This window comes from Actinomadura chibensis NBRC 106107, from assembly GCF_001552135.1.
GTDB lineage: Bacteria > Actinomycetota > Actinomycetes > Streptosporangiales > Streptosporangiaceae > Spirillospora > Spirillospora chibensis.
In genome coordinates, this window is record NZ_BCQP01000041.1 from 61084 (window position 1) to 75518 (window position 14435).

Here is a 14435-nt window from a genome sequence, read left to right on the forward strand (position 1 = left end):
CCCTTTCAGTTCAAAGCCTGTGGACATGAGCGAAGGGTTTGCGGCATGGTGCCATCTGGCGGGGCGCTCGCCGAGCTGCGGCGGACGAACCTGGAGAAGGTCGTTTCCGCACTGCGGCAGGGCGGTACGTTGTCGCAGTCGGAGCTGGCGAGGGTGACGGGGCTGTCGGAGGCCACCGTCTCGAATCTCGTCCGTGTACTCGTCGAGGACGATCGGGTCAAACTCTCGAAGGGACGGCGGAACGGCCGGAGCGTGAACCTGGTCGAGCTGGACGCGGCGGCCGGGGAACTGGCGCTGGCGGTCGCGGTCGGGCGCGAGGCGATCACCGCGGCGGCGGTCGACCACGAAGGCTCGGTCCTGGTCGAACGGTCGCGCCCGCGGGTCCCGGAGTCCCCCTACGGCGAAGAGCGGGCGACGATCGTGGAGCTGGTCGAGGCCGTGCGCGCCGCGGACGGGGTGTCGTCGCGGCCGCTCGCCGGTGTGGGGCTGGCGCTGTGCGTGTCCATCGATCCCGTCTCGGACACCGTCCCGGCGGGGTTCGGCGGGCAACTGCCGGCGTTCGATCCGTCCTGGTACGGCGCCGACGTGACGGGCGAGCTGGGCGAGGAGACCGGCCTTCCCGTCCGGCTGATCAACGACTGCGACGCCGCCCTGCTGGCCGAGGTGCGGTGGGGCGCCGCGCGCGGCTGCCGGGACGTGCTCTACCTGCATCTGAGCTCGGGGGTCGGCGGCGCGATGCTGCTCGGCGGGCTGCTGTACCGCGGCGGGGCGGGCGGGATCGGGGAGCTCGGGCACTCGTCCACCGACACGAGCGGCAGGCTCTGCCTCTGCGGGAACCGCGGCTGCCTGGAGACGAAGGTCGGCGGCGAGGCCCTGCTGAGCCATGTGGCGGACCTCCACGGAGACGACCTCACGCTCGACCGGCTCGCCGAGCTGGCCCGCTCGGGCGACCCCGGCTGCGCCCGGATCGTCACGGACGCGGCGCAGGACATCGTCACCGGGCTGGCGAACGTCGTCGCGGTGCTCGCGCCCGAGCGCTTCGTCCTGGGCGGTGCGCTGGCGGCCGCCGGTCCCGCGCTGCTGGACCCGGTCAGCCGCGGGATGCGGCGGATGGCGAGCCCGCGCAACTGGCGCGGGAGCGTCGTCCTGGCCGAACTGGGCGGCCATGCCATCGCGCGCGGGGCGGCGCGGTACGCCTTCGACGGCGCCGACCTTTGCCTTCAATCTTTGAAGTGATTTCCTAGTTCAAACTCTTTATCCATTTAGAGCTTGCGGTTTCTGCCGCACGCGCCTTACGGTGTGCGAACAGTGAGTTTGGCGCGCTGCCAGCCGTATTTGTGCTGGTCATGCGCGCATGGCAACTCATCGACTGCCTTCAAAGTATGGAGAGATCGTGGTCGGTACACCGAAGACCCACCGACGCGCCGCGCCGCGCCCTAATCGCCCGGCGGGCGTGCTGGGCGGCGCGCTGCTCGTGGCCGCGCTGGCGACCGCCTGCGGGGGAGCGGGCGGCGGATCCGCGGGCACGCCCGCGCGGCAGAATCCCGAGACGCTGACCATCGCGGTCGCGGCCCCGCCGCAAAGCCTGAATCCCGCGCTGGCGGGCAACGGCGACCCACTGATCATCCCGGTGGAACTGGCGTACGACCCGCTGATCTACCTCAAGTCCGACGGAAGCCTCGCCCCCGGTCTGGCGACCGCGTGGAAATTCGTCGGCTCCGGCAACAAGGTGTTCGAACTGACGCTGCGCCCGGACGTGAAGTTCGCCGACGGATCGAGCCTGACCGCGCAAGGGGTGGCGGACTACTTCGCCTATTTCGCCAAGGCGGGAGGTCTCGGCGCGTCCCGCGTCCAGAACTTCGAGAAGGTCACCGTCACCGGACTGCTCGGCCTGCGGATCGAGCTGAAATCGGCGAATCCCGAACTGCCCTACATCCTCACCCAGGGTTTCGCGATCGGCGACGTGATCAGCCCGCTCGGGCTCAAGGACCCGAACAGACTCGGCACCTCGACCGCCGGAGCCGGGCAGTACGTGCTCGACACCGCCGGAAGCGTCACCAACCAGACGTACGTGTTCACCCCGAACCCGAATTACTGGAACCGCGCGGCGATCAATTGGAAGAAGGTCGTCGTCAAGGTCATCCCCGACTCCAACGCCGCCCTCGGCGCGATGCGCACCGGGCAGGTCGACTACATGATCAGCGACACCAAGGGCGCCGACGCCGCGAAACGGGCGGGCTTCGACGTCACCACCTGGCCGTACCTGTTCGGCCACATCCAGCTCCTCGATCGCGGCGGGACTCAGGTCAAGGCGCTCGGCGACGTCCGCGTCCGGCAGGCGCTGAACTACGCCGTCGACCGGAAGGCGCTGGCGAAGGCGCTTTTCGGGAAGTACGCCGCCCCGAGCGACCAGATCCTCCTGCCCGAGGCGGACGGATACGACCCGTCCCTGAACGGCCGCTACCCCTACGATCCCGCCAAGGCGAAGAGCCTCCTCAAGGAGGCGGGATATCCGAGCGGATTCTCGATGGTCATGGCGGCCTACAACCTCCAGCCCGGCGAGACCGACGCGGCCCAAGCCGTCGCCGGCTACTGGGCGAAGATAGGCGTCAAAGCCAAGATCGACGTCCCGGTCAGCATCAGCGCCTACACGAGCGGGCTCACCGGCAAGAAATACCAGGCGCAGATGTTCGAGTACGGCGGACTGCCGATGTATCTGGTGGCCGACCAGTTGCTCAACACCGGCAGCCTTTTCAACCCGTTCGGCAACTCCCACCCCGAAATCACCAAGCTGATGCGCGAGGGAGCGGCCGCGGACGACGAGTCGCGTCCGGCGATCTACAAGCGGCTGCAGAAGGTGCTGGTCGAGCAGGCGTGGTTCGTTCCGTTCGCGAGCATCGACAAGGTCACGGTCGCCCGTCCCGGACTCCAGGGCGTCACGACCGCGCCGCGGGCCCTCGACCCGAACCCGGTGTTCTTCACCGCGGCCAGGCGATGATGAAACGCCTTCTGATGCGCAGACTCCTGCTGTCCGTGCCGTTGCTGTTCGTGGTGTCGGTCGTGGTCTTCGTCCTCCAGTCGCTGATTCCCGGAGACGCCGCGAGCCAGCTCGCGGGGCTGCAGGCGACGCAGGAGGACGTCCTGCGGCTGCGGCGGCAACTCGACCTCGACGAGCCGATTTGGGCGCAGTACTGGCATTGGCTCGACGGCGTCTTCCACGGTTCGCTCGGCACCTCGCTGACGAACAAGGAGCCGGTCACGACCGCGCTGGGCACGCGGCTGCCGGTGACGCTCTCCCTCGTGCTCGGCGCGACCGTCCTCGCCACCGTGCTCGGCGTCGTCCTCGGTGTCGCCAGCAGCCGGGCGGGCTCCCTCGCCGGACGCGCGGTCGACCTGCTCAGCGTCGGCGGCCTCGCGGTCCCGAGCTTCTGGCTCGGCCTGCTGCTGATCTCGCTGCTGAGCGTCCGGCTCGGGCTCCTCCCGGCCACCGGATACGTCAGGTTCGCGGACTCACCGGACGGGTGGGCGCGCTCGCTGCTGCTCCCGGTCGGCGCGCTCGCCCTGGGCGGGGTCACGGCGGTCGCCAAGCAGACGAGAGAGGCGATGCTCGACGTCCTCGGCCGTCCCCATATCGACAATCTGCGGGCGAACGGCGTCCCCGAACGGCGCGTCGTGTTCAAGCACGCGCTGCGCGGCGCGGCCATTCCGATCTGCACGATGTCGAGCATCCTGCTGGTCGGCGCGCTCGGCGGCTCGGTCGTGATCGAGCAGGTCTTCGGGCTCCCCGGGCTGGGCGGCCTCGCGGTCAGCGCGACCGGTTCCAAGGACATTCCAGTGATTCAAGGTGTCGCCGTGTATTTCACGCTGCTGGTCGTCGCGGCCAATCTCCTGACCGACATCGCGTACGCGCTGATCGACCCGCGGGTGCGGGCGTCATGACCGTCCCGTCCGGCGCCGAGCCCGCCGGCGCGCCGTCCGGGCGCCCCGGTCTGGCGCGGCGGCTGCTCCGCCACCCGCTCGCGGTGGGCGCGCTGCTCTACCTGGCCGCCGTCGTCGTGCTCGCGATCTTCGCCCCGGCCTTCGCCCCGTACGGGCCGCAGGAGGCCGACCTCACCCGCGTCCTCGCGACGCCGACGGCCGACCACTGGCTCGGCACGGACTCGCTGGGACGCGACATCGCCTCCCGGCTGATGTTCGGGGCGCGTCCGGCGCTGACCGGCGTGCTCGTGACCGTCCTGGTCGCGGCCGCCGTCGCGATCCCGACCGGGCTGGCGGCGGCGCTGTCGGGCGGCGCGGACCGGATCGTGTCACCGCTGGTCGACCTGCTCATGTCCATCCCGGCGATCGTGGTGCTGCTGATGGTGCTGGCCACCTTCGACCAGGAGCTCGCCGCCGCGATGGCGGCGCTCGGCGTGCTCACCGCGCCGGGGCTCGTCCGCGTCGTCCGCGCCGCCGCGCTGACCGTGGCGGGGGAGCCGTACGTCGCCGCCGCCCGCGTGTACGGGTTCGGCCGGCTCGCCATCGCGCTGCGGCACGTGCTGCCGCGCGTCACCGGCCCCGTCCTCGTCAACCTGTCGCTCGTCGCCGCGACCGCGCTGCTCACCGAGACCGGGCTGAACTTCCTCGGGCTGGGCGTGCACCTGCCGGAGGCCAGCTGGGGCGGCATGGTCGCCGACGCCTCCGCCGCGATGAACCAGCAGAACTGGATGCTGGTCCCGACCGGCGCGGTCGTCGCGGGCACGGTGATCGCGCTGGTGCTGCTCGGCGACGGCGTCCGCGACGCGACGGCGGAGGGATGGGCCCGCCCGGCCGCCCGCGCCCGCGTCCGATCACCCCGGGCCGCCGCGGCGGGACGTGAGCGCGGCCCGCGGCCGGGCAACGCCGCACCGGCGGACGGCCCGCCGATCCTGCTGCGCGTCGACGGCCTGACCGTCGCCGTCCCCGTCCCCGGCGGGCGGACGGCACGGGTGGTCGACGACGTGTCGTTCGACCTGCGGGCAGGCGAGACGCTGGGCATCGTCGGCGAGTCGGGCTGCGGCAAGACGATGACCGGACGCGCCGTCCTCGGCCTGCTGCCGGACGGCGCGCACGTCACCGCCGGTTCGATCCGGATCGACGGCGCCGACGCCACCGCCATGGGCCGCCGCGAGCGCGCCGGGCTGCGCGGCTCGACGATCGCGTTCGTCTCGCAGGAGCCGATGGCGGCCCTGGACCCGCTGTTCACCGTGGGCGGCCACATCGCCGAGGCCGTCCGCGTCCATACCGGCGCCGGACGGGCCCAGGCCAGGCGGCGGGCCGTCGAGCTGCTCGCCCAGGTCCGGCTGCCCGAGCCGGAGCGCGTCGCGAAGGCGTACCCGCACCAGCTGTCCGGCGGGATGGCGCAGCGCGTCGCCATCGCGCTCGCGCTCGCGGGCGGTCCCCGGCTGCTGATCGCCGACGAGCCCACCACCGCGCTCGACGTCACCGTCCAGGCGGAGATCCTCCGGCTGCTGCGCACGCTCCAGCGGGAGACGGGAATGGCGATCCTGCTGATCAGCCATGACTGGGGCGCGGTGGGCGAACTCTGCGAGCGGACCCTCGTCATGTACGCCGGACAGGTCGTCGAGTCGGGGCCGACCGCGACGATCGTCACGGCGCCGCGGCACCCCTACAGCGAGGGGCTGCTGGCCGCCAACCCGCAGCTCGGCACCCCGGGCGTGCCGCTCCACGTCATGCCGGGCGGCGTCCCCGCGCCGGGCGAATGGCCGCCCGGCTGCCACTTCGCCGCGCGCTGCCCCTACGCGACCGACGCGTGCACCGCGCACCCGATCGCCGTGGCGGGGACGGGCGACCACCGCAGCCGCTGCGTGCGCGCGCTGCCCACGCACGTGATCGAGGCCAAGCCATGACCGGACCGCTGCTGTCGATCGACGGCCTCACCGTCCGCTACCCGCGCCGGCGCGGCGGGCCGGTCACCGCGCTGGACGGCGTCTCGCTCACCGCCGGGCACGGGCGCACCGTCGGCCTCGTCGGAGAGTCCGGCTCCGGGAAATCGACGCTCGGCAAGGCGATCCTCGGCCTGGTCCCGGTGGCCGGCGGCTCGATCACCTTCGACGGCCGCGACATCACCCGGGCCGGTCGGCGCGAACGCCGGGAGCTGAGCGCCCAGATCCAGGTCGTGTTCCAGGACCCGTACGGCTCGCTGAACCCGGTCAAGCCGATCGGCCGGACGCTCGGCGAACCGCTGCGCGCCCAGCGGACCATCGGCACGCGCGCCGTCCGGGACCGGGTGCTCGACGCGCTGGAACGCGTCGGCCTGCCGGCCACGGCGGCGGACCGCTACCCGGCCGAGTTCTCCGGCGGCCAGCGGCAGCGCATCGCGATCGCCCGCGCCCTCGTCATGCGGCCGCGGCTGATCGTCTGCGACGAACCGGTGAGCGCCCTCGACCTCTCCCTGCAAGCGCAGATCCTCAACCTGTTCAACGAGCTCAAGGCCGATCTGGGCGTCGCCTACCTGTTCATCTCGCACGACCTCGGCGTCGTCCGGTACCTCGCGGACGACCTGGTCGTCCTGTACCGCGGCTCGGTCGTCGAGTCCGGCGCCACCCGGTCGGTGTACGACCATCCCCGCGCGGACTACACCAAGCGGCTCATCGCCGCGATCCCCCGGGCCGCGCAGGCCATCCCGCACGAGAAAGCCCCTTCATGCAGCAGCGAGTCATAGCCGACACCACCTCGGGGAAGGTCGGCGGCGTCCGGCACCGCGGCGTCGCGTCGTTCCTCGGCGTCCCGTACGGCGCGCCCACCGGCGGCCCGGCGCGGTTCCGCCCGCCGGAACCGGCGAAGCCCTGGACCGGCGTCCGCGACGCGACGGTCTTCGGCCGCGCCGCGCCGCAGAACGACATCCGGCTGGCGGCGACCGGGTCGTGGGTGGAGGCGATCGACTACTTCTACCCGCGGACCGGCTCGGCGCTCGAAGGCGTCCCGATGGGTGAGGACTGCCTCGTCCTCAACGTCTGGACGCCGGAGGCGGCGCCGCCGGGACGGCGGCCGGTCATGGTCTGGCTCCACGGCGGCGGCTACCAGCACGGCGCCGGATCGGAGTCGATGTTCCTCGGCGACCGCCTCGCGCGGCTCGGCGACGTCGTCGTGGTCACCGTCAACCACCGGCTCGGGATCTTCGGCTACCTGGCCCTGGACGCGCTCCTCGGCGCGGAGTTCGAGCACGCCGGGATCGCCGGGCTGCTCGATCTCGTGCTCGCCCTCGAATGGGTACGCGACAACATCGACGGCTTCGGCGGCGACCCCGGCAACGTCACCGTGTTCGGCCAGTCGGGCGGCGGCGACAAGGTACGCACCCTGATGTCGATGCCGTCCGCCTCCGGCCTGTTCCACAAGGCGATCATCCAGAGCTCGCCGGGGCCGCTGGCGACGTCCGCCGACGCCGCCCGCGACCTCGCCGAGCAGGCCGTCCGCCTCTCCGGGCTGGGCCGGTCCCGGGCCCGGGAACTGACCACCTGGGACACCGGGTCGCTCCTCGAACTCCAACGCGCCCTCACCGGGGACGTCATGGGCGGCTTCACCCTCGACCAGGACCTTCTGGACGCGGCCCAGGCGTCCTTCGCGCCCCACCTCGACCCGTCGCCCGCTCCGGACGGCGCCGGGGTTCCCGTCCTCGTCGGCCACACCAGCCACGACGCCTCGCTCATCCTGTGCAACGCGCCGGAGTACGCGACGTTCTCCGATTCCCAACTGCGTGCTTGGACGGAAGGCCGGTTCGACATCGGCGCCGACGCCCTCGCCACCGCCTACCAGGACCGCGTCGGCCCGGAACCGGCGCGGCTGCGCCTGGCCCGGATCGTCACCGACACGACCTTCGCACCGACCGCGATCAACCTCGCCTCGCACCTGTCCACGAGCCGGACCGTCCTCCAGCCCCCGCCCGCCGCCATTCAACCGACGAGCTCCGCTCGGCCGCCCGTCTACTGCTACGAGTTCGCCTACCGGACGCCGATCCTCGGCGGGCTGCTCGGCGCGACGCATAGCCTCGACCTGCCGTTCGTCTTCCACAACGCGGAACTGTCCCCGCTCGCGGGCGACCGCGGCGACCGTCGCGACGTCTCCACGCGCATGGCGTCGGCGTGGACGTCCTTCGCGCGGAACGGCGAACCCGGGCACGCCGACATCCCGGCCTGGGAGCCCTACACCCCGGAAACGAGAGCGACCATGCACATCGACAGCACCTGGAGCCTGGAGACCGGCCAGGACCCGCGCGACCTTCCGTCCAGGACCCGCGCATGACCGGCGCACCCCTCCTGCCAGGGCCCCCGCCGGGTGAGCCGGGCCCGCCGCCGCGTCCCCGGCGGATCACCGGCGCGGCACCGCCCCACGACCTGTACGCGGACGCCGTGGTGGCGCGCGTCCCCGGATACCGCGACCTGACGCTCGACCTGCTGCGTCCGGTCGGCGCGGAGCCGGTCCCGCTCGTCGTCTGGATCCACGGCGGCGCCTACCTCGGCGGCACGCACCGGGAGATGCCCCCGCCGCTCCGGGCGGCCCGCCTCGACGAGCACCTGCTCGACGCCGGTTTCGCCGTCGCGCACGCGAGCTACCGCTTCAGCGGGGAGGCGAAGTTCCCCGCCCAGATACTCGACGTCCGCGCGGCGATCCGGTGGCTGCGCCGCCATTCCGGCGAACTCGGAATCGACGGGGCGCGCTTCGGCGTCTGGGGCGAATCGGCGGGCGGCCACCTGGCGGCCCTGGCCTGCCTCGCGCCGGACGCCGCGTTCACCGGCGCCGACGACGGAGCCTCGGGCGGCGCGGCCGTGCAGGCCGGGGTCATCTGGTACGCGCCGAGCGACTTCCGCACGATGCAGGGGCAGTCCGGGCCGGACGCGGTCATCGACCACGACGCCGCCGACTCGCCCGAGAGCCTGCTGCTGGGCGCGCCGGTCCCCGCGGCGCCGGACGCCGCCCGGGCCGCCGGTTCGGTGACCTACGCGCACGCCGGAGCGCCGCCGCTGCTGCTCGCGCACGGAGCCGCGGACCGGGTGGTCCCGGTCGGGCAGAGCGAGCAGTTGCACCGCGCGCTCGACGGGTGCGGCGCGGACAGCCGCCTCACGATCGTCCCCGGGGCGGACCACTGCTTCCTCGGCGTGGACGTCGAGCCCCTGGTCGCGCAGGCGGTCGCGTTCTTCGCCGAGAAACTGGGCGAGGCCCCTGCGGGGGAAGTCCCACCATTGAGCGAAGGTGAGGGTTCGCGTTGACGGAGACCGTGCATTCCCGCCGGATTCCCCGACCGCTCCTGCTCACCGTCGAGATGAGCGACGGAGCGCGCCTTTCGGCGCTCCGCTATCCGTCGTCGACCGGCGAACCGGCCCCGGCGGTTGTGGTGATCACCCCGTACCGCAAGGAATCGGCGATGCACATGGAATTGCTCGCCCGCCCCATCGCCGAAGGCTACGAGGTGCTCGTGGCGGACGTCCGCGGCTTCGGCGGCTCCACCGGAACCTACAGCGGTGTCCTATCGCCGCGTGAGATAGACGACGGCGTGGAACTGCTGGAATGGATCGCCGCCGCCGATTTCTGCACCGGCCGGACCGCGATGGTCGGAGGCTCCTACTCGGGGCTGAACCAGCTGCTGATCGCGCAACGCGAACCGAGGGGCCTGCGCTGCGTCGCGCCGTGGGTGGCGCCCGCCGACACCTACCGCGACATGTGGAAACGCGGCGGTATCCCCTCGCACACCGCCTGGGGCGCGGGCGTGTTCCTGAACAGCCAGCGGCCGGAGGCCCGGGCGGACATCCTGCGAGCGTTCTACCAGGACATCGTCGGCGCCGAGTTTGACGGCGACCTCTTCCGGGACAGTTCGGCGGACCTTTCCTCGATCCGCGTTCCCGCCTTCTTCGGAACCGGCTGGTTCGACTATTTCCTGGCGGGGACCGTCCGCGCGTTCCGGTCGCTGCCCGGCCCCAAGCGCCTGCAGATCGGCCCGTGGAGCCATGAACCGTTCCTCACCGAGGAACGGCGGCTGGAGTTGTCGCGATGGCTCGGCTATTGGCTGCGCGACATCGGCGAGGACCCCTGCGCGCCCGACGACAACGCCGTCCTGTGGTGCGTGGGAGCGGACGAATTCCACCGGCGCGGAGGATGGCCCGCCGCCTCCGACATCGACTGGTGGCGATGGACGCCCGTCGACGAACCGACCGCGATACCGATCCTGCCGTCGATCACCAGCGTGCCGCCCCCGCCCCCCACTGAGGTTCACCTGATGGTGGACGTCTCGACCAACTCCGGCTGGCGGCTGTGGGGAGAGGCCGCCACGTTCGACTCCGAAGCCTGCCGGGAGCCGGTGCGCCTGCTCGGACCGGTGGCGCTGCACGCGGTGCTGGCCGCCGAGGGCTGCTCCGACTTCGACCTCAACGCGCGACTGTCGATCGTGAAGCCCGACGGCGGCGTCCGGCAACTGACCGAGGGACGGCTCCGCGCGTCGCACCGCGCGCTAGACGAGGATCGCAGCGAGCATGCGCCCGGTGGCGAGATCGTCCTGCCCTGGCATCCGCACGAGGCGGCCGAACCCGTGCCGGACGGCGAACCGGTGCGGCTCGTGGTCGAGATCTACCCGGTCCACCTCCGACTGGCGCCCGGAGAACGGCTGCGGCTGGGGCTGACCCTCACCAGAAGCGACGACAGCGACGTCCCGGCCGAGGCGATGCTCCTACCGGAGACCGTCGTCCTCCTCCCGCGCAGCACGTCCTGACCGGAGACGGGCTGAACGTAGTCATTCCCATCGCCTGCTTGGAGGCCGTATGCGCTGCGGAAAGGGGTCCTTGCACCCATGTCGACGTGTTGTATACATTACGTCTATGAGTCGCACACAACAGGGCCGTTCTCGGGAGAGCGCGCAGGACACGACGTACCGGTGGCTGAAGCGCCATATCGGGTCGCTGCCGCGGCAGGAGGGGACGTTCCTCACCGAAGCGGAGGTGTGCGAGGCGACCGGGACGTCCCGCACCCCGGTGCGGGAGGCTCTGCTCCGGCTGGAGACCGAGGGCTTCCTGAAGATCATGCCGAAGAAGGGCGCCTTCGTCCCGCCGGTGTCGGACGCCGAGATCGAGGCCGTCATGCAGGCCCGCGAGCTGGTCGAGGACTGGTGCGTGCAGCGCGCCGTGCCGTTCGCCGAGGAGCTGGCGCCCGAACTGGCCGAGCTGGTCGCCCGGCAGGAGGGCCTGCTGGACGACCCCGTCGAGTTCATCGAGTGCGACCGGGCGTTCCACCGCGCGATCGTCCGGAGGGCCGGGAACCCGGTGCTGGCCGAGTTCTACGAGTCGCTGCGCGACCGGCAGGTGCGGATGGGCCTGCGGGCGATCGCGGCGGCCGAGGACCGGGCGCGGGTCGTGCTCGCCGAGCACGGCGCGATCGTCGAGGCGATCCGGTCCGGCGACCCGCTGCGGGCGGGGCAGGCCCTCGCCGCGCACCTGGACGGGACGCTCACCGTCCTCCGCCTCCCCTCGGTCGCGAACTGGGACGGGCGATGACCCGCGTCGCGCTCGTCCAGGTCGAGAGCCCCGGGACGGAGCCGCCCGCGCGGCGCAGGGAGCGCGTCGGGCGGATGGTGGCGGACGCCCGCGGCGCCGAGCTGGTGCTGCTTCCCGAGCTGTGGCTCCCCGGCTACTTCGCGTTCGACCGGTACGCCGAGCTGGCCGAGCCGCTGGACGGCGACACCGTCGCCGCGGGGCGGGAGTGGGCCCGTGACCTGGGCTGCTTCCTGCACCTCGGCACCGTCCTGGAGCGGACGCCCGAAGGACGCCTGCACAACACCGCCGTGCTGATCGACCCGGCCGGGACGGTCGTCCACACCTACCGGAAGATCCATGTGTTCGGGTACCGGTCCCGGGAGGCCGACCTGCTCACGCCCGGCGACACGGTCGGCACGGTCGCCTCCCCGCTCGGCACGATGGGCGCCACCACCTGCTACGACCTGCGCTTTCCCGAGATCTGGCGGGCGCTGGTCGACGCCGGAGCCGAGGCGGCGGCGGTGCCCGCCGCGTGGCCCGCGCGGCGCCGGGGCCACTGGCGGCTGTTCACCGAGGCCCGCGCGGTCGAGCAGCAGATGCTGATCCTCGCCTGCAACGCGGTGGGCGTTCAGGAGGACGTGCCGCTCGGCGGGGCGTCCCGCGTGGTCGACCCGTGGGGGACCGTCCTCGCGGAAGCGGGCGACGCCGAAGAGATCCTGCGCTGGGTCGTCGACCCGGATGTGGTGAAGCGGACCCGGGAGGAGTTCCCCGTCCTGCGCGACCGCCGCGCGTCCGTGCGCGTCCAGGCCGAGGTCGCGGAGGCCGGCCGGTGAGCGGGCTGACGTTGCGGGTCGGCGCGGACGAACTGCCCTGCTCGCCCCGGCACCTGATCGTCGCCGGATACACCGGACGCGACGAGACCGCGACCCGTGCGCACATCGAGGAGCTCGCCGCGATCGGCGTCCCGGAACCCCCGTCCGTCCCGGCGTTCTACCCGCTCGACCCGGGCCTGCTGACCGGCGGCCCCGCGATCACGGTGCCCGGCGGCAACACGTCGGGGGAGGTGGAGCCGGTCCTCGTCCGCCGCGCCGGACGGCACTACCTCGGCGTCGGCTCCGACCACACCGACCGCGACCTCGAACGCGCCGACGTCGCGGCCGCGAAGGCCGCCTGCCCGAAACCCGTCGGCGACCGGTTCGTGGAACTGCCCGGGGACGACGCGTGGGACCGCGTCCGCGTCGAGTGCAGCGTCGACGGCCGTCCGTACCAGTCCGGCACCCTCGCCGAGCTGCGCACCCCCACCGACCTGCTGGATCGGCTCGCCGCCGAGTTCGGCGACCTGGACGGAGACCTGGTCGTCTTCGCCGGGACCCTGCCGCTGCTGGACGGCGGGTTCGTCCCCGGCCGCCGCTGGCGCCTCTCCCTCACCGTCGACGGCACCACCCTGACCTGTGACTACAAGACAGAACGGAGGGCGTAGCGATGCGCACCGGAGCCGAGTACCTCACCGCGTTGAAGGACGCACGCGAGATCTACCTCGACGGCGAGCGCGTCGCGGACGTGACGGACCATCCCGCGTTCGCGCCGATCGCCGCGACGATGGCCGAGCTGTTCGACCTCGCCGCCGACCCGGCCAACAAGATGACCTGCCACGCGCCGGAGACCGGCGCGGAGGCGAACCTCGTGTTCACGATCCCGCGCAGCCGCGACGACCTGACCGCGCGGCGGCACGCGATCGAGACGTGGGCGCGGCACACCCGCGGCTGGGTCGGCCGCAGCCCCGACCACGTCGGGTCGTTCCTCGCGGCGTTCGCCTCGGCCCCCGAGTCGTTCGCCACCGAGCGGCGCGACCTGTCGGCGAGCGTGACCGGCTACCACCGGCGGCTCCTGGAGGAGGACCTGTACGTCTCGTACGCGATCATCCCGCCGCAGGTGTCGCGGGCGACGACCGCGCACGCGTGGGACGGCGACTTCGTCCAGGCCGGCGTCGTCGAGGAACGCCCGGACGGCGTCGTGGTGCGCGGCGCGCAGATGCTCGCCACGGGCGCCGCCGTCGCCGACGAGATCTTCGTCTCCTGCATCAAGCCGCTCACCCCGGACGACCGCGACTTCGCCGTCGGCTTCACCGTCCCGGTCTCGGCGGACGGGCTGAAGCTGTACTGCCGCCGCCCGTACGCGACCACCGGCAGCCCCTACGACTACCCGCTGTCCACCCGCTACGACGAGACCGACGCGCTCGTCGTCCTGGACGACGTGTTCGTGCCCTGGGAGCGGGTGTTCGTCGACCGGGACGTGGACGGCCTGCGCCGCCAGTTCTTCACCACCGGCGCGCACGTCCTCGGCAACTGGCAGGCCCAGATCCGGTTCACCGTGAAACTGCGCTTCGTCGCCGGGCTCGCCGGGAAGATCGCCGACGTCAACGGCGTCGGCCGGATCCCCGGCGTCCAGGAGAAGCTCGGCGAACTGGCCGGGCTGGCGTCGCTGGTCGAGTCCGCCGTCCTCGCCGCCGAGTACCGCGCCGCGCCCGACGGGAACGGCATGTGGCGGCCGGACGCCCGCGCCGTCTACGGCGCGATGGGCCTGCAAGCCGAACTGTACCCGCGCGTCCTGGCGATCCTGCGCGACCTCGCGGGCGGCGGGGTGCTGCAACTGCCGTCCAGCGTCGCCGACCTGCACAACCCCGCGACGCGCGCGGACATCGACCGCTACGTCCAGTCGCCCGGGGTCGAGGCCGTCGAACGGGTGAAGCTGTTCAAGCTCGTCTGGGACGCGATCGGATCGGAGTTCGCGGGCCGCCACCACCAGTACGAGATGTTCTACGCCGGCGCCCCGTTCGTCGCGAAGGGCTACGCCTACCGCAACTTCGGCTACGACCAGGCCATCGCGGACGTCGACGCCTTCCTGGCCGGCTACACCGACACTTCCGCCGCCTGACCCGTC

12 protein-coding genes are annotated in these 14435 nt (G+C 72.5%); all 12 read left to right on the forward strand.

The features are described from left to right. Window positions 1-45 precede the first annotated feature (45 nt). Window positions 46-1236, forward strand: coding sequence for an ROK family transcriptional regulator (locus ACH01S_RS23905; RefSeq protein WP_067895494.1), 1191 nt, complete (start codon window positions 46-48; stop codon window positions 1234-1236). A 157-nt stretch (window positions 1237-1393) separates the two neighbouring features. After that, a complete protein-coding gene (locus tag ACH01S_RS23910; protein WP_169809341.1) occupies window positions 1394-2998 on the forward strand; it encodes an ABC transporter substrate-binding protein in 1605 nt (534 codons plus the stop codon). Beyond that, window positions 2998-3939, forward strand: a complete 942-nt coding sequence (locus ACH01S_RS23915) for an ABC transporter permease (protein WP_067895498.1) — start codon at window positions 2998-3000, stop codon at window positions 3937-3939. Before ACH01S_RS23910 ends, ACH01S_RS23915 begins: the two co-directional genes overlap by 1 nt. Further along, a complete protein-coding gene (locus tag ACH01S_RS23920; RefSeq protein WP_083981057.1) occupies window positions 3936-5888 on the forward strand; it encodes a dipeptide/oligopeptide/nickel ABC transporter permease/ATP-binding protein in 1953 nt (650 codons plus the stop codon). The genes ACH01S_RS23915 and ACH01S_RS23920 overlap by 4 nt, the downstream gene beginning before the upstream one ends. After that, on the forward strand, window positions 5885-6703 hold the full coding sequence (locus ACH01S_RS23925; protein WP_067895500.1) for an ABC transporter ATP-binding protein: 819 nt from the start codon (window positions 5885-5887) through the stop codon (window positions 6701-6703). The genes ACH01S_RS23920 and ACH01S_RS23925 overlap by 4 nt, the downstream gene beginning before the upstream one ends. Then, entirely contained in the window at window positions 6685-8280 is a 1596-nt protein-coding gene (locus ACH01S_RS23930; RefSeq protein ID WP_067895503.1) for a carboxylesterase/lipase family protein, read from the forward strand. Before ACH01S_RS23925 ends, ACH01S_RS23930 begins: the two co-directional genes overlap by 19 nt. Then, window positions 8277-9245 (forward strand): alpha/beta hydrolase, encoded by a 969-nt coding sequence (locus ACH01S_RS23935; protein ID WP_083981058.1) that lies wholly within the window; start codon window positions 8277-8279, stop codon window positions 9243-9245. Before ACH01S_RS23930 ends, ACH01S_RS23935 begins: the two co-directional genes overlap by 4 nt. A gap of 53 nt (window positions 9246-9298) precedes the next feature. Then, the gene (locus tag ACH01S_RS23940) at window positions 9299-10738 is read left to right on the forward strand and encodes a CocE/NonD family hydrolase (RefSeq protein WP_067895692.1); all 1440 of its coding nucleotides are present in this window, start codon (window positions 9299-9301) and stop codon (window positions 10736-10738) included. Between the two features lie 106 nt (window positions 10739-10844). Continuing rightward, complete coding sequence (locus ACH01S_RS23945) at window positions 10845-11516, forward strand: GntR family transcriptional regulator (protein WP_067895508.1); 672 nt, start codon at window positions 10845-10847, stop codon at window positions 11514-11516. Next, window positions 11513-12328 carry a nitrilase-related carbon-nitrogen hydrolase gene (locus tag ACH01S_RS23950; protein ID WP_067895511.1) on the forward strand — a complete coding sequence of 272 codons (816 nt, stop codon included), beginning with the start codon at window positions 11513-11515 and terminating at the stop codon, window positions 12326-12328. Before ACH01S_RS23945 ends, ACH01S_RS23950 begins: the two co-directional genes overlap by 4 nt. Next, complete coding sequence (locus ACH01S_RS23955) at window positions 12325-12975, forward strand: DUF2848 family protein (RefSeq protein WP_067895513.1); 651 nt, start codon at window positions 12325-12327, stop codon at window positions 12973-12975. The genes ACH01S_RS23950 and ACH01S_RS23955 overlap by 4 nt, the downstream gene beginning before the upstream one ends. A 2-nt stretch (window positions 12976-12977) precedes the next feature. After that, a complete protein-coding gene (locus tag ACH01S_RS23960; protein WP_067895515.1) occupies window positions 12978-14429 on the forward strand; it encodes a 4-hydroxyphenylacetate 3-hydroxylase family protein in 1452 nt (483 codons plus the stop codon). The last annotated feature ends 6 nt before the right edge of the window (window positions 14430-14435 follow it).

What these genes read in the sequence shown, in the direction of transcription:
- ACH01S_RS23935 (WP_083981058.1), top strand. Translation starts at nt 8,277, where the DNA reads ATGACCGGCGCACCCCTCCTGCCAGGGCCCCCGCCGGGTGAGCCGGGC.
- ACH01S_RS23950 (WP_067895511.1), top strand. Translation starts at nt 11,513, where the DNA reads ATGACCCGCGTCGCGCTCGTCCAGGTCGAGAGCCCCGGGACGGAGCCG.
- ACH01S_RS23920 (WP_083981057.1), top strand. Translation starts at nt 3,936, where the DNA reads ATGACCGTCCCGTCCGGCGCCGAGCCCGCCGGCGCGCCGTCCGGGCGC.
- ACH01S_RS23925 (WP_067895500.1), top strand. Translation starts at nt 5,885, where the DNA reads ATGACCGGACCGCTGCTGTCGATCGACGGCCTCACCGTCCGCTACCCG.
- ACH01S_RS23915 (WP_067895498.1), top strand. Translation starts at nt 2,998, where the DNA reads ATGAAACGCCTTCTGATGCGCAGACTCCTGCTGTCCGTGCCGTTGCTG.
- ACH01S_RS23945 (WP_067895508.1), top strand. Translation starts at nt 10,845, where the DNA reads ATGAGTCGCACACAACAGGGCCGTTCTCGGGAGAGCGCGCAGGACACG.
- ACH01S_RS23940 (WP_067895692.1), top strand. Translation starts at nt 9,299, where the DNA reads ATGAGCGACGGAGCGCGCCTTTCGGCGCTCCGCTATCCGTCGTCGACC.
- ACH01S_RS23905 (WP_067895494.1), top strand. Translation starts at nt 46, where the DNA reads ATGGTGCCATCTGGCGGGGCGCTCGCCGAGCTGCGGCGGACGAACCTG.
- ACH01S_RS23960 (WP_067895515.1), top strand. Translation starts at nt 12,978, where the DNA reads ATGCGCACCGGAGCCGAGTACCTCACCGCGTTGAAGGACGCACGCGAG.
- ACH01S_RS23930 (WP_067895503.1), top strand. Translation starts at nt 6,685, where the DNA reads ATGCAGCAGCGAGTCATAGCCGACACCACCTCGGGGAAGGTCGGCGGC.